The organism is Dokdonella sp., assembly GCF_035703485.1.
Classification (GTDB): Bacteria; Pseudomonadota; Gammaproteobacteria; order Xanthomonadales; family Rhodanobacteraceae; genus Dokdonella.
In genome coordinates this window covers 1-25,061 of sequence record NZ_DASSYD010000172.1, presented here as the reverse complement: position 1 = coordinate 25,061, position 25,061 = coordinate 1, and the positions used below count along the sequence as shown (strand labels likewise).

19 protein-coding genes and 1 pseudogene are annotated in these 25,061 nt (G+C 60.8%); 6 read left to right on the top strand and 14 right to left on the bottom strand.

The features are described from left to right. Window positions 1-23: 23 nt before the first annotated feature. Window positions 24-1,589 (bottom strand): annotated as a pseudogene (locus VFN25_RS13285) (ABC-F family ATP-binding cassette domain-containing protein); the annotation flags it as partial. A 420-nt stretch (window positions 1,590-2,009) separates the two neighbouring features. Here VFN25_RS13285 and VFN25_RS13280 point away from each other — a divergent pair. The 3 genes from VFN25_RS13280 (at window position 2,010) to lpdA (ending at window position 5,903) form a co-directional block, all read left to right on the top strand. Then, a complete protein-coding gene (locus VFN25_RS13280; RefSeq protein WP_325142685.1) occupies window positions 2,010-2,366 on the top strand; it encodes a DUF6970 domain-containing protein in 357 nt (118 codons plus the stop codon). Window positions 2,367-2,666: 300 nt separating this feature from the next. After that, window positions 2,667-4,049: a dihydrolipoyllysine-residue acetyltransferase gene (locus VFN25_RS13275; protein WP_325142684.1), complete on the top strand. Its 1,383-nt coding sequence runs from the start codon at window positions 2,667-2,669 to the stop codon at window positions 4,047-4,049. Window positions 4,050-4,064: 15 nt separating this feature from the next. Beyond that, on the top strand, window positions 4,065-5,903 hold the full coding sequence (gene lpdA / locus VFN25_RS13270) for a dihydrolipoyl dehydrogenase (RefSeq protein WP_325142681.1): 1,839 nt from the start codon (window positions 4,065-4,067) through the stop codon (window positions 5,901-5,903). Between the two features lie 162 nt (window positions 5,904-6,065). Here the strand turns inward: lpdA and VFN25_RS13265 are convergent, their stop codons facing one another. The 4 genes from VFN25_RS13265 to VFN25_RS13250 all read right to left on the bottom strand — a co-directional run bounded on the left by VFN25_RS13265 (window position 6,066) and on the right by VFN25_RS13250 (window position 9,944). After that, window positions 6,066-6,371, bottom strand: a complete 306-nt coding sequence (locus tag VFN25_RS13265) for a hypothetical protein (protein ID WP_325142679.1) — start codon at window positions 6,369-6,371, stop codon at window positions 6,066-6,068. Window positions 6,372-6,489: 118 nt separating this feature from the next. Further along, window positions 6,490-8,112 carry a tetratricopeptide repeat-containing sulfotransferase family protein gene (locus VFN25_RS13260; protein WP_325142677.1) on the bottom strand — a complete coding sequence of 541 codons (1,623 nt, stop codon included), beginning with the start codon at window positions 8,110-8,112 and terminating at the stop codon, window positions 6,490-6,492. Window positions 8,113-8,155: 43 nt separating this feature from the next. Next, window positions 8,156-9,565, bottom strand: coding sequence for a type I glutamate--ammonia ligase (gene glnA / locus VFN25_RS13255; RefSeq protein WP_325142675.1), 1,410 nt, complete (start codon window positions 9,563-9,565; stop codon window positions 8,156-8,158). 109 nt (window positions 9,566-9,674) lie between these two features. Beyond that, a complete protein-coding gene (locus VFN25_RS13250; protein WP_325142673.1) occupies window positions 9,675-9,944 on the bottom strand; it encodes a hypothetical protein in 270 nt (89 codons plus the stop codon). 104 nt (window positions 9,945-10,048) lie between these two features. On the opposite strand from VFN25_RS13250, the gene VFN25_RS13245 reads away from it, so the two are divergent. Continuing rightward, window positions 10,049-10,837: an undecaprenyl-diphosphate phosphatase gene (locus VFN25_RS13245; protein WP_325142671.1), complete on the top strand. Its 789-nt coding sequence runs from the start codon at window positions 10,049-10,051 to the stop codon at window positions 10,835-10,837. Between the two features lie 47 nt (window positions 10,838-10,884). Here VFN25_RS13245 and VFN25_RS13240 read toward each other — a convergent pair whose 3' ends face one another. Continuing rightward, a complete protein-coding gene (locus tag VFN25_RS13240; RefSeq protein WP_325142668.1) occupies window positions 10,885-11,517 on the bottom strand; it encodes a YbhB/YbcL family Raf kinase inhibitor-like protein in 633 nt (210 codons plus the stop codon). A 20-nt stretch (window positions 11,518-11,537) separates the two neighbouring features. Beyond that, complete coding sequence (locus VFN25_RS13235; RefSeq protein ID WP_325142667.1) at window positions 11,538-13,616, bottom strand: tetratricopeptide repeat protein; 2,079 nt, start codon at window positions 13,614-13,616, stop codon at window positions 11,538-11,540. Between the two features lie 110 nt (window positions 13,617-13,726). Between VFN25_RS13235 and VFN25_RS13230 the strand changes: the two genes are divergently transcribed. Beyond that, window positions 13,727-15,205, top strand: a complete 1,479-nt coding sequence (locus VFN25_RS13230) for an AAA family ATPase (protein WP_325142664.1) — start codon at window positions 13,727-13,729, stop codon at window positions 15,203-15,205. Between the two features lie 4 nt (window positions 15,206-15,209). On the opposite strand, the gene VFN25_RS13225 is transcribed toward VFN25_RS13230, so the two are convergent. The 6 genes from VFN25_RS13225 to VFN25_RS13200 form a co-directional block, all read right to left on the bottom strand. After that, window positions 15,210-17,486 (bottom strand): tetratricopeptide repeat protein, encoded by a 2,277-nt coding sequence (locus VFN25_RS13225; RefSeq protein ID WP_325142662.1) that lies wholly within the window; start codon window positions 17,484-17,486, stop codon window positions 15,210-15,212. Window positions 17,487-17,489: 3 nt separating this feature from the next. Next, window positions 17,490-19,607 (bottom strand): DUF3857 domain-containing protein, encoded by a 2,118-nt coding sequence (locus tag VFN25_RS13220; RefSeq protein ID WP_325142660.1) that lies wholly within the window; start codon window positions 19,605-19,607, stop codon window positions 17,490-17,492. Between the two features lie 100 nt (window positions 19,608-19,707). Then, window positions 19,708-20,721: a YheT family hydrolase gene (locus tag VFN25_RS13215; protein ID WP_325142658.1), complete on the bottom strand. Its 1,014-nt coding sequence runs from the start codon at window positions 20,719-20,721 to the stop codon at window positions 19,708-19,710. A 71-nt stretch (window positions 20,722-20,792) separates the two neighbouring features. Beyond that, window positions 20,793-21,551 (bottom strand): lysophospholipid acyltransferase family protein, encoded by a 759-nt coding sequence (locus VFN25_RS13210; protein ID WP_325142656.1) that lies wholly within the window; start codon window positions 21,549-21,551, stop codon window positions 20,793-20,795. A 163-nt stretch (window positions 21,552-21,714) separates the two neighbouring features. After that, complete coding sequence (locus VFN25_RS13205; RefSeq protein WP_325142655.1) at window positions 21,715-22,680, bottom strand: serine/threonine protein kinase; 966 nt, start codon at window positions 22,678-22,680, stop codon at window positions 21,715-21,717. Between the two features lie 14 nt (window positions 22,681-22,694). Beyond that, window positions 22,695-23,135: a hotdog fold thioesterase gene (locus VFN25_RS13200; protein ID WP_325142653.1), complete on the bottom strand. Its 441-nt coding sequence runs from the start codon at window positions 23,133-23,135 to the stop codon at window positions 22,695-22,697. 107 nt (window positions 23,136-23,242) lie between these two features. On the opposite strand from VFN25_RS13200, the gene VFN25_RS13195 reads away from it, so the two are divergent. Continuing rightward, window positions 23,243-23,812 carry a DUF2845 domain-containing protein gene (locus tag VFN25_RS13195; protein WP_325142652.1) on the top strand — a complete coding sequence of 190 codons (570 nt, stop codon included), beginning with the start codon at window positions 23,243-23,245 and terminating at the stop codon, window positions 23,810-23,812. Window positions 23,813-23,982: 170 nt separating this feature from the next. On the opposite strand, the gene VFN25_RS13190 is transcribed toward VFN25_RS13195, so the two are convergent. Then, a partial coding sequence (locus VFN25_RS13190) for a mechanosensitive ion channel family protein (protein WP_325142651.1) occupies window positions 23,983-25,061 on the bottom strand: 1,079 nt, incomplete at its 5' end.

Sequence of the window (25,061 nt, the reverse complement as noted above, 5' to 3'; positions counted from 1 at the left end):
CCCGTTCCTCAGCCCTTCGAAGCTCGCGATTTGAGCCAAGCGGCGTACTCATCCAGATCGCCCTTGAACTCCTCGACCTTGCCATCGGCGACGCGCCAGAAGGTTTCGCAGACGAGGCCGATCAGATGGCGATCATGCGAGACCATGACGATGGCGCCGGGGAAGATGCTCAAGGCCTCGGCCAGCGCCTCGCGCATTTCCAGATCGAGATGGTTGGTCGGCTCATCGAGCAGGAGCACATTCGGCTTGCGCCAGGCGATCAGGGCCAGGGCCAGGCGTGCGCGTTCGCCGCCGGAAAAGCCGTCGACACTCTCGAAAGCGCGGTTGCCGGCGAAGTTCCAGCGACCGAGGAAATCACGAAACTCCTGCAGACTGGATCCCGGCGCAATATCGCGCAGGTGATCAATGGGTGACTGACCAGCTTGCAGTGATTCAACGGTGTGCTGAGCGAAGTAACCCAGCTCCATGTCCGGATGTGCGCTGCGCTCGCCATCGAGGATTGGCAGCTCGCCGACCAGAGTCTTGACCAGCGTTGATTTGCCCGCGCCATTGGGGCCGAGCAGACCGATACGATCGCCGGCCTCAAGGCCGAAACCGACTTTGGACAGAATTTTGATGTCGCCATAGCCGGCGTCGACCTTGTTCAGCCGGGTCAGCGAATTCGGCAGCTTGAGCGGATCGGCAAAGTTGATCCGAATCTCGCGTTCTGCGCGCACCGCCTCGGTACCGGCCAGCTTGGCCAGACGCTTGACCCGCGACTGCGCCTGCTTGGCCTTGGCCGCTGAGGCCTTGAAGCGATCGATGAAGGATTGCAGATGAGCACGCTCGGCCTGTTCTTTCTCGAAGGCGATTTGCTGCAGGTGCAACTGCTCGGAGCGCTGGCGCTCGAAGCTCGTGTAATCGCCGGTATAGAGCTTGGCGGTACCATCATGCAAATGCAGCATGTGCGTGCCGACGCCGTCGAGAAATTCGCGATCGTGCGAGATCATCATCAGCATGCCCGGATATTTGAGCAGCCACTGTTCGAGCCAGAGCACGGCATCGAGATCGAGATGGTTGGTCGGCTCATCGAGCAGGAGCAGATCGCTTGGCATCATCAGTGCGCGAGCGAGATTCAGACGTACGCGCCAACCACCAGAGAATTCCGACACCGCGCGCTGGTGGGTGTCGGACGGAAAGCCAAGGCCATGCAGCAACTTTCCGGCTCGGGCCTGGGCATCGTAGCCATTGATCTCGGCCATCTTCTGGTGCGCGACAGCGACCGCGTCCCAATCCTCGATGGCCATCGCTGCCTCCTCGGCAACGAGAACGGCATGGACTTCGGTATCGCCGGAGACGACGAAGTCGATTGCCGCATCGGGCAGTGACGGAGTTTCCTGGGCTACGCAGGCAATACGCAGTTTCGGCGATTTTTCGAGATCGCCGGAATCGGCTTCGATCTCACCGAGAACGGCGGCGAACAGGCTGGTTTTGCCACTACCATTGCGACCGACCACGCCGACGCGCCAACCGGCGTGCAGGGCGATATCGACTTTGGACAGGAGCAGGCGTTCGCCGCGCCGCAGGGCGAAATTGCGAAAGGAAATCATTGAAGGTGTTCCGAGTGAGCTGGGGGGCGCGGTACTGCGAAATGCCGCGGCGACCCAAGGGCAGCCGGGTATTGTACTGGAAGCATCGATTCGCTTCAGACAATGTATCCACTCTGGTTTGGCTCGCCAGCGCGGCCAACTACCCGATTCGTTCGCTCCGGGTCTGTCGAAAGGTGGAGCGCGAACCTCTCATTCCATTCGTGCAGATGACACACGCAAGCTTCTCGCGTATCGCCGTTCATCTTTCGACGAGGTCAGGACGAACGGATTTCCTGTCGGATTGATCGAATTGGAGCCTTGTCCGAATCCGATCCAGACCGAACGGCTTTCTCGTCTCGTTGACAGTTTCAGAGCGAGCTTCTGGCTTCGATTCTCGAAAAATCGGACGATACCTGCTCCAGCAGCCCAAACGGAGGTGACATGAAGCCCGCAATGACCCTGGCGACCCTGTTTGCCGCCATTCTTGCCGGACCCAGCGCCTGCGCCACGAACCGCCCGATGCAGGCCGAATGGGTCGCCCAGATGATCGCGCGATTCGAGGCCGAACCGGTCGCCAATCCGCCACGGCGGATCCTTCGCTATCGTTACCGCGATCAATTTGTCTATTACGTGCCGCCCAGTTGTTGCGATCAGCCGAGCACACTGTACGACGCGAAAGGAAAAGTCCTCTGTGCACCCGATGGAGGTCTGACTGGTCGCGGTGATGGCCGCTGCACCGACTTCCGCGAAAAGCGCAGCAATGAGTCGCTTGTGTGGAGCGATGTACGCAAGCGCTGACAGTTGCAACCGTGGAGTAAACGTCGGTTCGGCGGGCCATCAGGCATTAAGGCAACGCTGATCAAGTGGCGCAATCGTCATGACCTTCTGGATGCCACATTTTTCAATAAACTCAATCGGTTAGGTGACACCTGTCTGCGCGCAGACAGGTGTCGTGACGATTGCGCCACTTGATCAGCGTTGCCTTGATCCGGCGGCTGACCGGAATCGGGCGTTGTTGCCCGGCGGTTGGCGTAATCGTCGATCAAGGCGACAATGGCCGTTCGTGATCCGCATCGACCTAAAGACCGGAGCAGTTTGATGGCCAGCCATGAAGTGAAAGTCCCCGATATCGGCAACTACACCGGCATCCCGGTAATCGAAGTCCTGGTTCAACCAGGTGACACCGTGAGCAAGGACCAGGGTCTGGTCACGCTGGAGTCGGACAAGGCGACCATGGAAGTGCCTTCCTCGGTGGCTGGCGTGGTCAAGGAGGTCAAGGTCAAGCTCGGTGACGAGATCTCCGAAGGCACGGTGGTCGCGATCATTGATGCCGAGGCCGATGCAGATGCAGCGAAGCCACCGGAAACTCCGAAGCCGGAGAAAGCAGCGAAAGCCGAAGCAACTCCAGCGGCGGAGACCCAGAATCAGAAGGCGACCATCGATACCAGCAAGCCATCGCGTCTGAGCGAGCTTGAGACGGCCGCACTCGCGCCCGACGCTGATCCGGGAATTACCGGGTCGCAGCAGTCGCCGCCAATCAGTTTCGGTTCCGATACGGTCATGCCGAACAAGGTGCCGCACGCGAGTCCGGCGGTGCGTCTGTTTGCGCGCGAACTTGGCGTCGACCTGTTCAATGTGACCGGCAGTGAGCGCAAGGGCCGCATCACTCGCGAGGATGTGCAGAAGTTCGTCAAGCAGGCGTTGGCCGGCGGCGGCGCGGCGGGTGCCGGATCGGGCGGCGGGCTCGATCTGCTGCCGTGGCCCAAGGTTGATTTTGCAAAATTTGGCGAGATCGAATCCAAGCCGCTGTCGAGGATCAAGAAAATTTCCGGTGCCAACCTGGCGCGCAACTGGGCCATGATCCCCCACGTTACCCAGTTCGACGATGCCGACATTACTGATCTGGAAGCGCTGCGGGTCAGCCTGAACAAGGAGAACGAGAAAGCCGGTATCAAACTGACCATGCTCGCCTTCCTGATCAAGGCGGTTGTTGCGGCGCTGAAGAAATTTCCCGACTTCAATACCTCGCTCGATGCCAGTGGCGAGAATTTGATCGTGAAGAAGTATTTTCATGTCGGCTTCGCCGCCGATACACCGAACGGATTGGTCGTTCCGGTGATTCGCGATGCCGACAAGAAGGGCGTCATCGAGCTCGCCGAAGAATCTGGCGCATTGGCGAAGAAGGCGCGCGACGGCAAGCTCGGCCCGGCCGACATGTCTGGCGGTTGTTTTTCGATTTCGAGTCTAGGTGGCATTGGCGGCACCGCGTTCACGCCGATCGTCAACGCGCCCGAAGTCGCCATTCTCGGTGTCTCAAGATCGACGATGAAACCCGTGTGGAATGGCGAGAAGTTCAAGCCGCGACTGATTCTGCCCTTGAGCCTGAGCTACGACCATCGTGTCATCGACGGCGCTTCTGCCGCGCGCTTCACCGTCTATCTCGGTCAGGTGCTGGCCGATATGCGTCGCGTGCTGCTTTGAACCGGAGAGACTGAGATGGCAAACACGATCGAGATCAAGGTTCCCGATATCGGCAACAACAGCGACATTCCGATTATCGAAGTGCTGGTCAAAGCCGGTGACACGGTCAAGAAGGATCAGGGCATCGTTACCCTCGAGTCCGACAAGGCGACCATGGAAGTTCCGTCGCCGGGTGATGGCGTGATCAAGGAAGTGAAGGTCAAGGTCGACGACACGGCGAGTGAAGGCACGGTCGTGGCGATTCTTGAAAGCGCAGCGGCGGACGACAAAAAGCCTGCCAAGTCCGAAGCGTCGGCGCCAAAGTCCGAATTGGCCGGCAAGTCGGAATCGGCACCCAGCTCTTCGGAGCGCCCTCTCTCGGAGGTAAACGCTGCGGCAAAGCCCGCCGCGGCGAAATCTGAAGCGCCAGCGCCGAAAGCGGCAGCTGCCAGCGGTCGCAAGGCCGATATCGAATGCCAGGTGGTCGTGCTCGGCTCGGGCCCGGGCGGCTATACCGCTGCGTTCCGCGCTGCCGATCTCGGCCAGGACACCGTGCTGATCGAGCGTTACCCGACGCTCGGTGGCGTCTGTCTCAACGTCGGCTGCATTCCGTCGAAAGCGCTGCTGCATGCCGGTCGCGTCATTGAGGAAGCAGCGCATGCCGAAGATATCGGTATCAGTTTCGGCAAACCGAAGATTGATCTCGACAAGTTGCGCGCAAACAAGGACAAGGTCGTCAAGCAGTTGACCGGCGGTCTCGCCGGCATGGCCAAGCAACGCAAGGTGACCACGCTGCAGGGCAGCGGCAAGTTTGTCTCGGCCAACGAGATTGAAGTTGACGGCAAGGATGGCAAAAAGCTCGTGCGTTTCGACAAGGCAATCATCGCGGCCGGTTCACAGGCGGTGAAACTGCCGGGCTTCCCGTGGGATGACAAGCGCATGATGGATTCGACCGATGCGCTCGATCTCGCCGATATTCCGAAGAAACTGCTCGTGGTTGGTGGCGGTATCATTGGCCTGGAAATGGCTTGCGTGTATGACGCGCTCGGCAGTGAAGTCACCGTGGTCGAACTGCTAGATCAACTGATGCCGGGCACCGATAGCGATCTCGTGCGACCGTTGCAGCAGCGTCTCGCCAAGCGCTACGCGGGCATCCATCTGAAAGTGAAAGTGACGAAGATCGAGGCCAGCAAGAAGGGCCTCAAGGCGACTTTCGAGGGTGACAAGGCTCCCGAGCCGCAGCTTTATGATCGCGTTCTCGTCGCGGTTGGACGTTCAGCCAACGGCGGCAAGATCAATGCCGAAGCAGCCGGGGTCAAGGTCACCGATCGCGGCTTCATCCCGGTCGACAAGCAGATGCGCACCAATGTGCCGCATATCTTCGCCATCGGTGATCTGGTTGGTCAGCCGATGCTTGCGCACAAGGCCACGCATGAGGGCAAGGTGGCGGCCGAAGTCGCCGCTGGCGAGAAGAGTGAATTCGTCGCCCGGGTGATTCCATCAGTGGCCTATACCGACCCCGAAATCGCCTGGGTTGGCCTGACCGAGACCGAAGCGAAGAAAGCCGGCATCGCCTACGGCGTCGGCAAGTTCCCGCACGCCGCCTCTGGCCGTGCCATCGGTATCGGCCGCACCGAGGGCTTCACCAAGCTGCTCTTCGATGAAGCCAGCCACCGGGTCATCGGTGCCGGCATCGTCGCCCCGAATGCCGGTGATCTGATTGCCGAAGTCGGACTTGCCATCGAGATGGGCTGCGAAGCCGCCGACATCGGCCTGACCATCCATCCGCACCCGACCTTGAGTGAATCAGTCGGCATGGCTGCCGAAGTCTACGAAGGCACGATCACGGATCTTTATATTCCGAAGAAGAAGTAGATCGGCGATCTCCTCCCTTGCAGGAGCGCCTTCAGACGCGATTCCGCAAATAGCATCGCGCCTGAAGGCGCTCCTGCAAAGGCTTTGGGGCGGCCGGCGATTGGGGTCGATTTTTCGTCGGTCGCGGCAGATTCAACGCTGCTCTCGATGAGCTCTATTCAATCAGGCGGATGCGCAGACCGTGCCGCGCTTGAGCCGTCCGGGCAGTGAATGCAGGCCCAGCGCTTCACGCGCGGCCTGCTGAATGCGTTGGCCAAGCGTGTCGCTCCAATCCAGTGTATTGATCGCCTGCAGCGTTAGGCATGCTTCGCAATCACTGGCGCGAAGCTGACCGCAGGCATCTTCGGCGGCGAGCGCTTCGCGGGTCCAGTTCTGCCATGTCGCGGCAACGTAAGGTGTCCAGCGCGCGCTGGCAATGCGCTGCAATGTGATCGGGGATGGACACGGACTGAATCCTTCGCTGGACATGAGTGACTCCTACGGTCGATTTCCTGACATTCAGCATGCACGCTCGGCAGGCCGATTCCGCGCGGCTGGATCACTCAGTGAATGATAACTGCGTCACATTTTCAAGGGGCTTGTCGGCTCAGCGTTCGGCGATGGCAAGAAGGCCCGGTAGATGCGCCTGATAGTGACGCCAGCGGCCGACCGAATTCTGGTGAACCTCCTGCCGCGCCTGCCACGTGCTGGCCGTGGTGATCGTTCGGGTGTGCTCCTGAGCCGGCGGTGTCGACGTCGCTTCGAGGCCGAGAAATGCGCGCACCTGCGCAATGCTGGCTTCGGAATCTTCGACCAGGGTTTCGTAGTCGAGCGTGAACACGGGATTCGGCAGCACGCGATGCCAATGCGTCATCAGCGCATCGTATCCACCCATGTAGTGGCCAATGTCGGCGAAATCGTAGCTCCAGGCAAGATCCTCATGGGCGAAATGCTGGCTCCACAGCGACAGCGCGGTGTCCCGCGGATTGCGCCGGCAATGGATGATCTTCGCCCCTGGAAGCATCGCGTTGATCAAACTGAGGTGGCGAAAGTTGAGCGGATTCTTGTCGATGATGAAGCGCGCCGGGGTATCGTCCTGACGAAGCTGGGCGAGCAGGAAATCGGCTGCGGAAGTGAGCATTGCTGCTGAAGGATTGGGTCCGAGCTGACGCGCGAGGGGAGCCATCCAGTTCAGTTCGCCACGACCCCGCACCTGTGCATCACGAGTTAGCAGGCTTTCGACGAGGGTGGTGCCGGAGCGTGGCAGGCCGACGATAAAGACCGGCGTGATGTCGCTGTCACTGCGACTGTCGTTGCGGGCGCGAATCTGAGCGAGCGAATTTGTCTGCGTGGTGACGAATTGCTGCCAGGCGCCAGCATCCCAGGGGTGGCTGCTTCGCCAGTCGGAATTGGCGCGATTGAAGACCGTCGCCGCCTCGTCAAAGCGGCCGAGGTCGTCGAGCGCCTTGCCCAGACCGAAGCCGATCGACGTTGAAACCTCGATACCCAGATCCGATCGTTTCGTTGCTGCGGTGAAAAGGGAAACGTCTGCGTCATCGGCATCGGTGAAGCGATGCGTATGGGCGAGGCGCAGCCAGGCAGAAGCCTGCTTTGGGTCGGCGTCGAGGCTTGAGCGCAGATGTTTGCGCGCTTCGTCGAATCGGCCGAGAACGAGAGCGATCTCCCCGGCCTGGCGCAGCAGGAAGGGATCCTGCGGGTGTGCTGCGAGCATTGCCGGGATCAGCGAGTCGGCCTCGGCAAAGCGTTCACATTGGCACAGGAACGCGAGAATCTTCTGATCATTCTCCAGCGTGCGAGGTTGATTCCGCCACGCGTTCTGCATCACTTCGGCCAAGGCTTTCATGCGGCCTTGTTCACGCAACAGGTGGGCCAGGGAGGTACTCGCATTGGCATGCGCAGGATCCAGCAACAACGCTTTGCGCAATGCAGATTCGGCCTCGTCGGCGCGTGCGCTCACGCGCAAGGCGTTGCCGAGCAGGTAGTGCAAGCCGGGTGATTCCGGCATTGAATCCACGGCGGCAGCAAGCAGCGAAACGGCCGCGGAAGCGTCGTTGTGCAACAGCAGTTCGCCGGAATCCTGCCACTCGCTCTCGCTGGATGTTCCCGCCTGCAAACGCTCGATGAGCGACGCCGCGTCCGCCGCAGGGGTCAGCCCACGCAGAAGCTCGAGCGCGCGTTGCACCGGCATGTTTTTACTTTTGTCAATCATGTTGCTGGCCCCCAGTGGATGACGCTCCGTGCGATTGGCATGCTCAGATCGAGTAGTACATCTGATATTCGATCGGATGTGTCGCGGCGCGGAAACGGGTGACCTCCTGCATCTTCAAATCAATATAGCTATCGATGAAATCATCCGAGAACACGCCGCCTGCGGTGAGGAAGGCGCGATCCTTGTCGAGGGCTTCGAGGGCCTGGTCGAGGCTTGAGCAGACTTGTGGGATGTTTTTTTCCTCCTCGGGTGGCAGGTCGTAGAGATCCTTGTCCGACGGCGCGCCCGGGTCGATCTTGTTGAGGATGCCATCGAGACCGGCCATGAGCAGGGCGGAGAAAGTCAGATAGCCGCTGTTGACAGGATCCGGGAAGCGAATCTCGATACGTCGGCCCCTGGCATTGTTGACGAACGGAATGCGGCAACTGGCCGAGCGGTTGCGTGCCGAGTAGGCGAGCATCACCGGTGCCTCGAAACCCGGTACGAGGCGCTTGTAGCTGTTGGTCGAGGAATTGCTGAAGGCGTTGATCGCGCGCGCATGCTTGAAGATTCCGCCGATATACCAGAGCGCGGTCTGCGAAAGACCGCCATAGAGATCGCCAGCAAATATATTGACGCCGCCCTTGGCCAGTGATTGATGCACATGCATACCCGAGCCGTTGTCGCCGACCAGCGGCTTGGGCATGAAAGTGGCCGTCTTGCCGTATTGATGGGCGACGTTGCGGATCACGTACTTCATCGCGATCAACTCATCGGCCTTGCGCACCAGAGTATTGAAGCGCATGCCGATCTCGCACTGGCCGGCGGTCGCGACTTCGTGGTGGTGGACCTCGACGACCTGACCGATGCGGTCGAGGATCTTGCACATTTCACTGCGCAGATCCTGCAGCGAATCCACCGGCGGTACCGGAAAGTAACCACCCTTGACGCCGGGGCGATGGCCGCTGTTGCCAGCCTCGAAGCGCTGGTTCGAAGACCATGCGGCCTCTTCGGAATTGACCTCGAACGAGGTCTTGCCCATGTCGTTTTGCCAACGCACCGAATCAAACACGAAAAATTCCGGTTCGGGGCCGAAGAACGCGGTATCCGCGATGCCAGTCGATTTGAGGAACGCTTCGGCGCGGCGCGCAAGCGAACGCGGGTCGCGCGAGTAAGCCTGCATCGTGTGAGGTTCGAGGACATCGCAAGTCAGGATCAGGGTCGGGTCGGCCATGAACGGATCGAGGATCGCGGTTTCCGGATCGGGCATGAGGACCATGTCCGACTCGTTGATGCCCTTCCATCCGGCGATCGAGGAGCCATCGAACATCTTGCCATCCTCGAAGAACGACTCGTCGACCGCATGCGCCGGATAACTGACGTGGTGCTGCTTGCCGAGGATGTCGGTGAAACGCAGATCGATGAATTCGATCTCGTGATCCTCGATCAGCTTGAGCACGTTGGCGATGGACATGGAGACTCCTGATTGGCAAATGGGATGGCGCGCTGGCAGGCGCGTCAAAGCGGCCAATTCTCGCATGAACGCGTAGGGATCATTGTCACATCGGGAGTTCGATGACGCTTCAATCAGCCGATGAATTGCTGACCGGATCATCCGTTGGCTGCAACAGCGGACCGATCCGCACGCTGGCGCCGTCGTTGCTGAAATAATCGTCGGCGAGTTGCTCGACCGCAGCCAGGTACTGGCTGCCGTCCTGACTCTGCGAGCTTCCGCCAGCGCAAATTCTCAGGTGGCCGACGCCACCCAGACGCGAGCCGGTGACATTCCTGCGCTCATCCTCGTAGCGACGAGCGGCGCGTTTGAGCGGGTTTCCGGAACGGAATGCTCCCACCGACCGTAATCCTGTGCAACTCAAGGCAACGCTGAGCGTGAGCGATTCACTCACAGTGGGACTTGTGCCCTATGCTTGCGCCCTTTCGTCATCGGAACACCCGCGTGTCTGATCTGATCAACATCATCCTGCTCGGCATCATCGAGGGCATTACCGAATTCCTGCCGATTTCCAGCACCGGCCACTTGCTGATCGCCCAGCACTGGCTCGGCGCGCGCTCGGATACCTTCAATATCGTGATCCAGGCCGGTGCGATTCTTGCCGTGACCCTGATCTACTGGAAACGCCTGTGGGAACTGGCAACCGGTTGGCGCGAGGCAGCCAATCGTGACTATTTGCTCAAACTGATCGTGGCTTTCGGTATCACGGCAGCGCTCGGACTCGTGGTCGCAGCGCTCGATTTTTCGCTGCCCGACACGGTCACACCCGTTGCCATCGCCCTGATCGTCGGTGGCTTCTGGATCTTCGCCGCGGAGTTCATCAGTGCACGGCGACCCCCAAGTGAAAGAATTACCTGGACGGTTGCGATTCTCGTTGGCCTCGCCCAGATTGTCGCGGCGATTTTTCCTGGCACCTCACGCTCGGCAGCAACGATCTTCATCGCCATGCTGGCCGGCACCAACAATCGCGCCGCGGCCACCGAATTTGCGTTTCTGGTCGGCATTCCGACCATGTATGCCGCCAGCGGTTATGAAATTCTCAAGCAGTTGAAAGGCGGCGGCTTGCAGGAAGACTGGCTGGCCATTGGCGTCGGCTTTGTTGCCGCGACGATCACCGCTTTCATCGCGGTCAAGTGGTTGCTCGACTATATCCGCACGCATACGTTCAATGCGTTTGCGGTGTATCGGATCGCGCTCGGCGCGGCGTTGTTGCTATGGATGCCCGGGAGTTGAATTCGCAGGGCGGTTTTCGCCCTGCGGTCCCGATCACCAGTGCACAGTCAGCGGCGCAATGCCGCGTTCAGCGAATACGTACCGACAATCTCGGCTTCGCCCAGCACATGGCCTTGCATCGCCTTGCGCACGTCGCCGATTTCGAATCGACCTTTGAGGCCAAGTGAGGCGACATCAAGGGCGGCGACGCGGAAGTGGTAGTGGTGCAGACGTTCATCGTTCCACGGCGGGCACGGGCCGTCGTAGCCGTAGTAGTCACCGCTCATCTCGGCATCGCCGGCGAACCAGCCGGTGAAGTCGTTGATACCCTGTTTCGAACCGGGCGGGCCGAAGGTTTCCTGCTTGCCACGGGCGACCACGCCTTCGCCGCAAGCACCTTCGCCGAACTCGCGGAACTCGGCAGGGATGTCGATCATCAACCAGTGCACGAACTCCGTGCGCGGCAGACTCGAGCGCACGCTGCGGCCTTCCTGATTGACATCGTCACCGACGCTCGGCACATCCACATCGATACAGGTCAGTACGAACGAACGCGTGCCATCGGGCACATCGCTCCAGGTCAGGTGCGGGTTGCGGTTGTCCGAGAACACGCAGGGTTCACCATTCGGGCCGGGTTTGCCGAACGCGAATTCGGCAGGGATCGGTTGCATGTCGTGAAAACTCTTGCTGCGAATATGCATGGTGTTCTCCGGAATCCTGATCAGTTCGGAAGCTTGGCGAAGGCGTCGGCCAAGACTTCAGAGTAGGTTTGCCAATGACCCGCGGCAAAACGCGTCGGCAGGCCGCCCGGGCCACGTTCAAGACGTTGACTGAGGTTTCCGGGTTGCACGGATTCGATGCCGACAAAACGCGCCAGTTCGGCACCGGCCTTGGCCGGATCGGCGAGCACTTTGTCAGCATTGATGACCAGATGCGGCAAGCTGCCCTCACTGGCGGCAAGGCGCAGATGGCTCAGGGCGCGGCCCATCCAGTCGACGCAGGAGTCGAAATTGTTGAGGCCGGCATGCGGCAACCAGCCGAAACCCAGCCAGTTGAGCAGGGCGTCACGCGGGTCGTTGTCGACCAGGATGACCCGCGTGCCGGGCATGATGCGATGGGCAACCAGAAGATAGTGCGCATCAAAACGCGGAATCCAGTCGACCAGTGGTTTGTCGAGATCCAGGCCGCGTGCGCGCATGCTGCCGAGATAGGCTTCCCGGTGTGCCTCGATGTCGGCACTCGGTGTTTCCTCGATACTCAAATCGACCGGAGCCGCGTCGAAACAATCGTTGCGCAATCCCTGGACGCGATCTCGCAACACGTTCACATCTGCCTGGTCAGCGAGCAGGGCGGCAATGCGTTCGACGCCACTGCCGGGCGCTCCGATCAGCAGGATCGGTGCATGTTTCCAGGCATCGCCAGTGGGCTTGGCCAGCGCGTCGCCGATGTTTTCGGGCAGCGTTTCGAGTTTCGGAAGCATGCCGCGCAAGCCGTTCTGTGCTTCACGGAAATACTCGACCGCCTTGTCCACGTCGCCGGCCCGGTCATGCAACTGGCCATGAAGATTCATGCAGGTGCGTGCCAGATCTTCATTGATCTTGCTCAGTGGGATGGTCGCCAGCAGTTCGCGCGCTGCGCTCTCTTCGCCTTTGCGCATGTGTGAACGAACGCGGATCGAGGTCAGCAGGGGATCGTTGGGCGCCAGCGCGACCGCGGCTTCGACGAGCTGGTCAACCAGCTCGTACTCGCCATTGCGCTCTCGCATCAGGGCCAGTTCGATCGCCGCTTCGGCATTTTTCGGCTCGCGATCGCGCAGCGCTTGCCAGTCGCTGGCCGCTTCGACGTAGCGGGCGCTGCTGGCGCGGATGCGTGCCCGGGTTGCACGCCAGCGCGGCTGATCGGGGAAGTCCTCGATCCGCTGATCGAGCAACTTCATGACCTCAGCATTGCGTTCGAGCTTGCCCAGCGACCACAACAAGGCCTCAAAGCAGGGTTCGTGATCCGGTTTGATGGTGAGTGCGTGCCGGTACGCTTCGGCGGCATCCTCGTATCGCTCCTGCATGCGTGCGACGTCGCCGAGACCCAGGTCGGCAGCCAACTCGAACCCGCTAACGCCAACCAGGGCGCGAAAATACGGCTCGGATTCAGCGACGCGCTTGTCCTGGATCAGCAGCTGGCCCAGCGCATTGTTGGCGTGTGGCAGGCCCGGATTGAGGCGCAAGGCATTGCGAAACGCCTGCTCGGCAAACGCGGCCATGCCGCGTGCGGCGAAGACTCGACCGAGATTGAAGGCGATTGAAGCATCATTCGGGGCCAGGTCGGCGGCGCGGGTGAGATATTTCAGCGCGCCTTCGACATCCGCATTGCTCAGCGCCAGGATGCCGAGACCACTGAGCGCCTGCGGATCCTCTTCGACACGCAACGCGGTTCGAAAATGCTGTCCGGCGAGGGTGTTGTCGGCATTCATCATGGCGATGTGACCCAGCGCCGTGTGCGCGCCAGCCAGGTTCGGGTCCAGGGCCAGGGCGCGTTCATAGGCTTCGCGCGCGGCGTTGATATTGCTGGCCTCGAACTGCACCGATCCAAGCAAATGCAGCAGGGCGGGCTGATCCGGGGCAAGCTCCTGGGCGCGTGTGACCAGTTGGATGCATTCGGCCAGATCACCGCGCGATCGGCGCACCGCGGCCAGGCCGCGCAATGCTTCGCTGTCGGATGAATTCGTGGCGAGGGCTTCGCGATAGGCGGTTTCAGCCTCCGGCAAACGGCCCTGGCGATGGTGTTCGATAGCTTCTCTAAGCATGATCTTCTATGTCTTTGGGCGCCGCGAGCGGCGCGAGGGAAACGCCCATTATGCCGGATGCTGGCGTGATAGGCTTTCGCGCTTAATGTTGGCGGGGCGGTGCGAAATCAATGGGCGTCAATCAGGATCTGACCACTTTGTTGCGCGCACGCACGCCGTTGCTGGTCATTGAGTCAGTCGAAGAGGGCCGCGTGATCGCGAGTTTCCGCCACGCGATCGCGCAATCCCTGCGCCCATTGTTCACCTGGAGCATTACCGATGGGCTGCGTCGCATCGATATGGACGATGACGGCGAATATTCAGTCCCGGATGCCACCCTGACCCTGACCTCGATCAAGCAACGCACCGAATCCGGCGTCTTCCTGCTGCTCGATTTTCAGCCCTATCTGCGTTATCCGATGACCTTGCGCCTGATGCGCGAAATCGTCCTGCGCCAATCCAGCGCCGAGCACACCCTGGTTCTGGTCGGCTCGAAATTCGAGTTGCCCGACGATCTTGCGGCGATGTCGACACGATTTGAACTGGCCTTGCCGGATAGTCAGGCACTCGCCGCGCTGGTTCGCGAGGAAGCCTTCAGCTATTCGCGTGAAAACAGCGGTCGACGCGTTGAAGTGGATGCCGACTCCGCGCGCACCATCGTGCGCAATCTGACCGGCCTGACCCTGGCTGATGCACGCCGCATCGTGCGCAAGCTGATTTACAACGATGGCGCGCTCGGCCCCGCCGACCTGCCGAATCTGGCCCAGGCCAAGTTCGAGCTGCTCGACCGCGACAACCTGCTGCATTTCGAATACGAAACTGCACGCTTTGCCGATGTCGCCGGACTGGCCAGGCTCAAGCGCTGGATCCAGCAACGCGTACCGGCATTCACCGGTCAGAATCGCAAGATCAAGCTCGATCCGCCGAAAGGCATTCTCTTGCTTGGCGTGCAGGGCTGCGGCAAATCGCTGGCGGCCAAGGCCGTCGCCGGCGGCTTCGGCGTGCCCCTGCTGCGACTCGATATTGGCACTTTGTACAACAAGTACCACGGTGAAACCGAACGCAATCTGCGCTCCGCGCTGAAAAATGCGGAGATGCTGTCGCCGTGCGTGCTCTGGCTTGATGAAATCGAAAAGGCGCTGGCCAGCGAAAGCAGCGACGATGGTGTCTCGCGCCGTGTCCTCGGGTATCTCCTGACCTGGATGGCTGAACACAAGGGACATGTGTTCCTCGTGGCCACGGCCAATGATGTCTCGGTGTTGCCCGCCGAACTGCTGCGCAAGGGACGTTTCGACGAAATCTTTTTCGTCGATCTGCCGAGCGCCGAGGTGCGCAGCGAAGTGCTGCGCATTCATCTCGAAAAACGTGAATTGAAACCCGCCGATTTCGATCTCGCTGCGGTGGTTGAAGTCACTGATGGCTTTTCGGGGGCGGAAATCGAACAGCTCGTGGTTGCCGCGTTGTACACCGCGGTTGCCGAAGATGTGCCGCTGGCGACCCGGCATCTGGTCGAAGAGTCAGGCCTGACCCGGCCGTTGTCGGTGATGATGGCCGATCGCGTCACGGCGCTGCGTGAGTGGGCGCGTGGACGTACCGTCCCGGCGGACTGATCGACTATTTTCTGGCTGGGTGTTCGATGAGCGGCTGGCTCTTGCGGTAGCCCGCGGCATACGTCTCGAGGCGCTTGATCGCCTTCAGGTTTGATGGATTGTTTTTTCGTGCTGCCGCGATGGCTTGCTCTTCGAGGCGGACTGCTTCATCGAAGTGGCCTGAAGCAGCCTGACAGGCGGCGTAAGTGTCTATCCAGGCCACGGGATTCACGCTTCTCTCCCCGATCAGGACCCGGATAACGCTCAGACCTCGTTGCGGATCACGCAGCGGTTCCTGATCAACCGTGCAAAGCACCCAGGCCAGATTGTTGCGTGCGTCGTCATTGCCATTTTCAGCCGCTTTGCTCAAGTAGACGATGGCTGCGGCCGGGTCGCGGCCACCGCCATCACTGTCGTAATAGAGGGCGATACCGAGGTTGGCCGAGGCGCGCGCATCACCACGATCGGATGCCTTTTTCAACCAGGCCCGGCCGGTCTGATCGATCGTGCCGAAATCGCCATTGATGATATGCACGCCCAGATCGGTCTGCGACAGAGGATCGTCCTTCTCGGCATCCGCATTCAGCAATTTGCGCGCTTCATCGCGATTTTGCTCAACTCCGTCAGTGCCAAACAACAAGGCCGCCAAGCCGCGCCGTGCGTCCGCCCGATCCTGCGTTTCAAGGACCTTCCGATACAGCCTCTCGGCAAGGACGGGGCCGGATTTGAGACCCTCGCCGCCGATTCGATAGAGGTCGGCAAGCGCGATCATGGCGTCGACATTGTCGGTGGCGGCAGCCGAGAGCAGCCAGCCCTCCTGAAGCTGGCGGGTTTCAACCGTTTGGTCAGCCTTGCGATAGTGCCCGGCCAGCCACAGCATCGATTCAATATCGCCATTGCGCGCGGCACGCTGACGCCAGTAGGTGGCTTTGTCCAGATCAGTCTCCACGCCATTGCCGTCGGCATACGCCATGGCCAGCCAGGACTGCGCGCTGACCGACCGGTGCGCGCCAGCTACCTGCATCCAGCGAATGGCTTGCGCCTTGTCGCCCTCACGCCAAAGTTCGCTGGCAAGCAGAGCTTCGGCATTGGGAAAACCGCTTTGCGCGGCATGCATCAGGCCTGCACGGGCTTTTGTCGAAAGCTTCGATCCCGACGAATTGGCGCGCCGCTCGTGCAGTGCGATCAACCATTCGGCTTCAGGATTGCCCGCCTTGCCCGCCTGTTTGAGGCGCTTGCGAGCAAACGAACTGAGCTTGGCACGCGCGTTGCGGGTGTCCATGATCGCGGCAAACTCTGCACTCGCCACGTGGTTTCCAAGTCGACGGTCGGCGTTGTCGAGCAAGATGCGAGCGGATTTCTCATCGGCACGTGATGCCGCCGGGTCGGCCTTCAATACCGCGAGCAGGATCATTGCCCTGGCGCTGCGGACTTCGGCCAGAGGCAACAGCAGGTCGGTCGCCGTGGTCTCGCAATCGGCACTACGCGAATAGGCGCAATAGCCGGCATAGCGAAAGACCGCACCGATATTGCCCTGGGCACCAAGCCTGGCCAGCGCTTGCAAGCGTGCTGCCAAAGGCGAATTCTCGAGCGCCGTCTGTACGGCGCTTGCATCGAGGGTGATCGAGCGACTGCTTTCTGCCCAATTCGCGAGCACTGAATAGACGAATTGTTGCTGAAAAAGCGGAAAACGCGCAGTTGGATCGTTGCGAAAAAAATGCATCGCGGTTTTGAAATAATCAAACGACAACCAGCGCTCGGTCTCGCGCTCCCTGTCGAGCAGGGCCACGCGCAGGTTGAGCGGAAATGTGCCCTGGCGCTGATCGTAGTAGTAATAAATCGGCACCTCTCCGGAGGCGCGAATGAAGGCCATCACATCCCATTCGGAGATCACTTCGATGGGCGTTTCGCCGTAATCGGCTGGTAGCTCGGCGATTGCGAGACGGACCAGTTCGGCAAAGATTTGGGTATGCCGCTCGGCGGCAGATCTGTCGTTGGCCACGTTTGCGCAATCGGCTGCCGCCAGTTGCAAGGCAAGACTGGCCGGATTGCTCTGCACCGCCTGATCAAGAGTTGACTGCAATTCAGCGCATTGATCCGTACGCGTGTCGCCCGAGTCATCCTGCAGCTTTTCCAGAACATCGTAGGATTCGATCAGCGCGCCGTAGCTCGGTGCCGCAAGGCTCTTCTCCCAACTTTGTGCAGCCGTCAGGGTGCCTTCCCGGGCAAGCGCCGGATTGACGGCAGTGAATGCGAACACAAGCACGGTGACGAGATGTCGCAAAAATTCTGTTTGCCGCATGGCTCAGTCACCACTCTGCTTGTTGCCGTGTCCACCACGCTCATCGAGGAGTCCGCGCATCAGATTCTGCAGACGCGTATTGCGCTGCTTCTCGGCATCGCGCGGCGGCGGAGAAACAATGATGCGCCAGCCATCGAGATCATTGACCTGACGCAACAATGCGTAGTGGTCGGCGAATCCTTCGGCCTCCAGCGAGGCACGCAGCGCGCGGTAGTCGCGATTGATGTGCAGCTCATCGCCAGCCTGACGCGTGCTGATGCTGAAGCTCAGACCCTTGTCTTCGACCACGCGCTTCATTGGCGCGGAGTCCCAGGTCCAGCCACTCGGCAACTCGAAAATCGTGGAATGTTCGATCTGCATCGGATAGTTGATGAAGTAGGGCGAAGTCCGCTCTGCCGTGCGCGGCAACTCGACTTCACCCGCAATCCGGTCTGCCACGGTTTCCAGGATGCGCTGGCCTGGCGTGTCTGCAAGCCAGGGCTTCTTCAAGGTGTAGTGCTGTTCAATCTCCAGGCCGCCATCCGAACCGGTTTCGCGTGTACGCAATTCGCCGACGACCTCCAGCTCTCCGTAGCGGCGGCGATAGAAATCCGCATAGGTTCGTGCAACGCTGTCGTGGCCATCGGTTTGCAACCAACTGCGAATGCGTTGAGCGCCAACTCCGTAATATTCAGTACGAATTGAATAATCGACACTCTCGCCTTTGGCATCCGGTTGAAAACGTTCACTGACCTTGAGCAACTCTACACTGTCCTTCGGGATCGTGATCGTTGCCAGTGCGCGGGTGTCTGCAGCGACTGGCAGGGCAACACCGTAGTTTCCTGGCGACAGGTTGCGAATCGACCCTCGTTGCTGGGTCTGGGTCGGATCGAGCCAGAGCGTGGTGTCGGGCAGGCGTACCTGGACAATCACATGATCGAATGACGAGGCGCTCGGTGGCAGCTCGGCCACGCGCTTTTCAGACTCCGCGGATACCAGCGCCGGATATGCTTCGACGCCAAGCTCACCAAGAAGGGTCACGAGCAATCGTGCCTTGTCCTTGCAGTCGCCATAGCGCCGCGTCCAGGTGTCGGCGGGCTCGCTCGGCTGATGGCTGTTGCTGCCCAATTCGATGCCGAAATAGCGCACTTCTTCCTGGCTTGCACGCAGGGCGGCGCCGATACGCGCATCGACATCCGGCAGGGCACGCCACTCGGCGACACGCTTCTGCAGGTCTGCGGGCAGCGGTTTCGGCTTTGGATAGAGAGTCAGCGCCCAAGCCGCAATCTCGGCCCAGTCGTGCTGCACGCCGACCACGATATTCGGAATCGGCGAATACCAGAAAGGATAGGAACCCTCGTCGATGAGCGCCGCGACGGCATGCGCGCTGGCTGTCCACTCCAGCGCGCCCGGGATGGTTCTCTGCACCGAAAGCGGCGCGCCGGGATCGCGCCGTTCGGCGATTCGGGTGCCCGGATCGAACAGCAATCGCGCGCGCCTGTCGAGCAGCGGATCGAGGCCGGCAAACTGCATTTCATCGTTGACCAGCCCGGCCATGATCGGATTCATGCCGCTGACCGAGTAGGTGGTGCGAACCAGATCCCCGGCGCGGACATCGTCGATCACCAGCAATGCGGAGACGGTGCCGGTGGCCATGTCCTGCTCGAACTGACTTTCACGCCGGGCAAGAGTGACCGCGCTGGGGACGAGACGATCAAGCCACTGGCCATTGCGGCGGATTGCAATGCGGTGCACGGTCAGTCGCTGGTACTCGGGATTGAACCAGAGCTGGATCTTGCCGGCATCGCGAATCATCTCCGAGCTGACCGGCTCGATGACGCGATCCACGTAGCGAACCCGTTGACCGTGACGACGGTCGATCTGGCTGTCGATCAGCCAGGTCCGCCATTGCGCCGTATCGGCACCCGGAATTTGTGCATTCCAGCTTGCGGGGACGTCGCGTTCGATCACCCAGGCCGGTGGATCGGCCACATCGAAGCTGAATTCGCCGCGATGGTAGGTTGTCGCCGCTGCGGTATGCGCGCCAAACGCGATGATCAACACGCCAAACAGATTGAGCCAGCGTCGGCCCGGACCTCGCTGTCGCGAAGGACCGCTGCGGTTTGTGAATTTCTCGAACATTGCGCTCCCTCGCTGGACAGATGCCAAGACTGCAAGCTCGGCACGTCGATACCCTGTTGGGCAAAAGGGAGTTTTCGCATTACCGACCGATCGATGCAAGTCAAATCAACGAATCGCCACCTTCCGCGGGCAGATGACTATGCATACGGTCGGCGATGTAGTCCTCGGTCCAACTGTTCAGCGCCAGGCTGCGGATAAAGCCGCAATGGCCACCGGCCGGGGCGATGTCGAGTTCGACGCAGGGCGGCAGGGTCAGGGCACGAAACTCAGCAACCGGAATGATCGGATCGTCGACCGAAGTCAGGATTGTGGTCGGCACGCGCATCGCGGCGAGGCGGTCGCCGGCAATCGAATAGCCGTCGAAATAGGCTTCAATCGATTCAAAGCCAGTGTGCCTGAGCACGAGCGCGCGGGTCAGTTCGCGCAGGTTGCCGCGCATGTCGGCGGGTGCAAACAGAGGCGGCTGCGGAAATGCGCGTTGCTTGAGCAGCAGTGAGCGTCGCCATTTGCGCAGGAAATAGGCTTCGTAGAACCACGGTGCCTGCTCGATTGCGTCCATCGCGTCGCTCGGACTGATCGCCGGGCACACCGCCAGGGCATAGGACAGCGGAATTCCCGCATCGGGCGCGCGCAAGGCCACGCGCAAGGCGAAGTTTCCGCCCAGTGAAAAGCCGACGATGGCAAGCGCTCGTTCGGGGAACATTCTTGCCACTGCCGCAACGGCGCCAACCACCTCGTCAAGGCGGCACGAATGGAACAGCTCGCGATTCAGAGCATGGGTCGCACCGTGATCGCGAAAATTGAGGCGGAACACATCGTAGCCATCGGCGAGCAGGCGTGAACCGGTATGCAGCACGTAGCTCGACTGCACACTGCCTTCCCAGCCGTGCAGCAGCACGACCAGCCCGCGCGCTGTCGCAAGCGTTCGCTGCGGGGTATGCAGGCCGAGCAGGCGCACACCATCGCCACAATCGAGCACGTGCTCGGTGGCACCGCGCTCGAGCAGCGACAAGCGGCGACGAAACAGCAGGCGACGCACGCCGCTCGAAGCGAGTACCGATTGCAAGTGTGGATTGCGCAACAGACGCGGTGGTTGGTAGTCGGCGGCGTTCATGGGCTCACAGGATCCAACAGGGTTGCTGATTGCTGATAACTCAATCTGGCCGCCGCGCAGTCAGGGATGAATCAAGCGTCACCGTAGCCGAGCGCGCGCACGATCCGTGCGCGACTCTCTTCGGCCATGCGGCGGCGCGCATCGGGTGTCGATTCGACGGCCTCGAGAAAATGAACTTCGGCATCCATCGATGGATTGCCGAGAATGCGCAGCAGGTTGGCGAAGAAACTCTCGCCTGGCGCGAACGGCATTGAGGGATCCTGGTGGCCGTCGTGGCCATAGCGCAAGGCGACCGGTTGCACGGGCACTTGAGCATCCAGTGCGGCCTGGAAGATGCGTGCGTGAAACGTGCGCACGCGCTCGCCGGTGCCCGTGCCGCCCTCGGGAAAGATACCGACCGGCTCGCCTTTTTGCAGGCGCTCGACGACCCGTGTGATCACCGAGGCCATCGAATCGGAACTGCCGCGCTGGTGATAAATCGTACCGGCCCGGGTTGCCAGCCAGCCGACCAGTGGCCAGCGGGCGATTTCACTCTTGGCCACGAAGCTGATTGCGCGCTGGCTGTGCATGAGCTCGATATCGAGCCAGGACAAGTGATTGGCGACATACATCACGGCTCCCGGCAAGGGTTTGCCGAACCTGCGAATCCGAAATCCAAACAAGCGCACCAGGGTTCGTGACCACCAACTGACCATGAATTGGTCGAAGCGCAGGCGACCGACCGGAATCTTCGCCATCAAGGGGTTCAGCGCAATCACCGCCAGCGGCAGGGCAAAAACGATGTGCAACAAGACCAATGGGCCGCGCAGCAGATAGCGCAGAGGGCGCATTGCATCCCTGCGTGGGGAAACACGGGTTCTGTCGGCAGCAGAGTTCATCGGGGCGTCATCGTACCGGAAGCGACAAGGATACTCGCTGAATTCCACTGAACGGATGCTCTAATAGCGGGATCCGTGCAGCGTGCAACCCGGCATTTTTGCCAGGCCGCGCCGATCAATAGCGCAGGTTTCCAACCAGTAGATCAATAGCGGCATCCAGATCGTCGCAATGCTCTTCCCACCAGCGTGCTTCGCCGACCTGGGCAAAGGCGAGCGGGAAGGCCGGGTCGTGCCAGCGCATCGCGACCCAGCCGGCCCAGTGCACCTGGCGCATGATGCGCAGCGGTTCGATTAGGGCGCGTTCGGCGAAATCGAACTCGCGGAATTCGGCATAGCCTTCAAGCAAGGTGTCGAGTGCCGCCGCTGAAGGTGCCAGCATCCACAGATCCTGTACCGCCGGACCCATGCGCGCGTCATCCAGATCGACGAAATGCGGGCCGGCATCGGTCCACAGCACGTTGCCGCGATGGCAGTCGCCATGCAGACGGATGTGGCGAACCGGGCCGAATGCCTTGATGCATTCATCCAGTCGATCAGCGAGTTCATCGCTGCAATCCCGGTAGCGCGCATGCAGGGTGGATGGCAGCAGCTCCGAGTCCAGAACGGCTTGCGTCGGCTCGCGCACGAAGGTGTCGACATCGATGCATCCGCGCTGCTCGAAATTTCCGCGCGAGCCGACGCCGTGGATACGAGCGAGCAGGCGGCCCATCCACTCGAGGTTCTCGGCCGATTCAAGCTCGGGTGAGCGCCCGCCCTGGCGCGGATACAAGCTGAAGCGGAAGCCTTCGAAGTCGAGCAAGGTTTCGCCATCGATGATGAGTGGAGCGACGACGGGCAGCTCGGCGTCAGTCAGATCAAGGGCGAAATCGTGCTCCTCATCGATCGCGACATCGCTCCAGCGACCCGGTCGATAGAACTTGGCGATCAGTGGCGTTTCGTCCTCAATGCCGATCTGATAGACGCGGTTTTCGTAGCTGCCCATGGCGAGCATGCGTCCATCGGGTTCGAAGCCGAAAGCAGCCACCGCATCGAGAATCAGATCGGGACTGAGTCCGGCATACGGCGTTTCATCGTTGCTCACCGGCCTGGTCCGCGCTAGACGGCTTTCGGCGAACGTCGCGGCACCACGGCCATGGTCAGGCGCGAGATGCAGACCAGCTGGTCGTCTTCGTTGACAATGCGAATCTCCCAGACCTGGGTTGAGCGGCCCAGATGCAGTGGCCGCGCGGTGCCAATGACATGCCCGGAGGTCGCCGCGCGAACATGGTTGGCATTGATGTCGAGACCGACGGCCATTTCCTTGCCAACGTCAAGGGTCAGATTGGCGCCCAAACTGCCAAGGGATTCCGCCAGCGCCACCGAAGCGCCACCATGCAGGAGTCCGAACGGCTGGATCGTGCGTGCGTCGACCGGCATGGTGCCGCGAACGTAATCCTCACCGATTTCGGTGACGCGCATGCCGAGATACTCGACCAGGGTATTGCTGTTCCACGAATTGATGCGATCGAGGTCGATCGTCTGTTTCCAGAAGGCCACGCGATGTCTCCATTGAGTACGATCAGCGACTATAGCAAGCGCACCGCGGAACGATTCGGTGACAATGCACGTCATAGAATGCTGCCACGCCTGCCGAGAACAAGCCGATGACGCGAAACTGGATCCTGATTGCACTGCTGCTGATGCTGGCCAGTCCGGCTGCGCAGGCCATGCGTTGTGGAAATCGCGTTGTCGTCGACGGGGCGCGGGATTTCCAGGTGCGCGAGCGCTGCGGCGAACCGTTCTGGTCGGAAAGCTGGATCGGCGTCGATATTGTTGGCCGCGACAGCGTGCTCGAACGCCAACGTGAGGTGCAGTGGAGTGTCTGGTACTACAACTTCGGGCCGAATGCATTGATGCAACGGCTGGTGTTCAGGGATGGAAACCTTGAGCGCAGCGACACGCTCGGCTACGGCGTGCGCGAGATCGGCGACAGTTGTCGGGCCAACATGAACTTCACCGGCATGAGCAGCGGTGAACTGGTCGCGCGTTGTGGCCAACCCGCGTCGCGTCGCGAGGCGCACGACAGCGTCGTCTACCGACCCGGACCGAGCATTGAAAACTGGCGCGAACAGCGCCGCGAGGAATGGACCTATGATTTCGGCGACTCACGATTGCTGCGCGTGGTGAACCTGGTCAACGGCCGGGTCACGAGCGTCAACACGTTGGCCCGCTGAAGGGGCTGTCAGAGCAAACGAAATCCGCTACGGGCAATCGTCAATCCGGTAGCTCGCAGATCGGTGCTGGCCGATCACGCCGATGTCATTCCCTGGGGGTTGGCTTTTCTTCGGGCAATTCGGACATTGCGTAGTCCAGAGCATCATTGCCGGAAAGCGTCTCGCGCTCGCTATCGCTCATCATCTGCTCGGGATTCTTTTCCGACTTGGCCTTCTTTTGTCCGCTCCAGAGCTTTTTCGCATCCTCTTCGGTCGCGTTGAACAGGCTGCGCATATGCAGATCGCGTTGCGGGAATGGAATTTCGATGCCGTACTTCGTCAACGCATCTTCCAGCGCCCAGTAGTAGGCGGCCTGGACGGCCCCGGGACGCTTCACCGCATCGGCAGTCAGCAGTCAGCCAGACCACAAGCTGGAAATCGAGACTGTTGTCGCCGAAGTTGACCAGCCAGACCTGCGAACGGCGCGGTCCTTCGCTGGCGAAGGTGAATGGCACGGTCGCCGCCGCTTCGAGTGCGGCTTTCTTGACCAGTTCCTTGTCGGTGCCATAGGCGACACCAAACTTGACCTTGATGCGCCGCGCGGTTTCGCGCAGCGTCCAACTGGTCACGCGGCCATTCACGAACTCCGAATTCGGCACGAGAATATCGATGTTGTCGTTGGTCGTCACACGTGTGGCGCGGATGCTGATGTCGGTGACTTCGCCGGTCACACCGGATTCGAGTTCGACGAAATCGCCGATCTTGAGACTGCGCTCGAACAGCAGGATCAGTCCTGAAATAAAATTGTTGACGACTGTCTGCAGGCCGAAACCAATGCCGACGCCGAGGGCAGTGGCAAAGAACGCGACCTTGGTCAGATCGAGACCAATTGCTGAAAGTGCAACGCCGATACCGATGGCGATCAGCAGATAGTGCAGAACGCGGCCCAGTGCATACAGGGCCGGGCGACTGACTTCGGGTCGATTCTTGCCGTAACGCGCAAGGCCGAGCTGAAGCCAGCGCGAGGCCAGCCAGGCGGCGAAAAGGATTCCGGCGACCCACAAGATTCCGCCGAGTGTGATAGTCGTTCCGCCGACCTCGAACAGGGGGTAGCCGAGGACACCTCGGGTTCCGCTGGAGATCCCGGCCAGGGTCGTGGTCGACTCGGAACCCGTCTTTTTCTTCGGTTTCGCTGACCTGACGGGTTCAGGCTCGGCAACCGCTTGCGGAGGTTTGCTTGCTGGCGCGGCTTCAGGCGCAACCGGCGCTG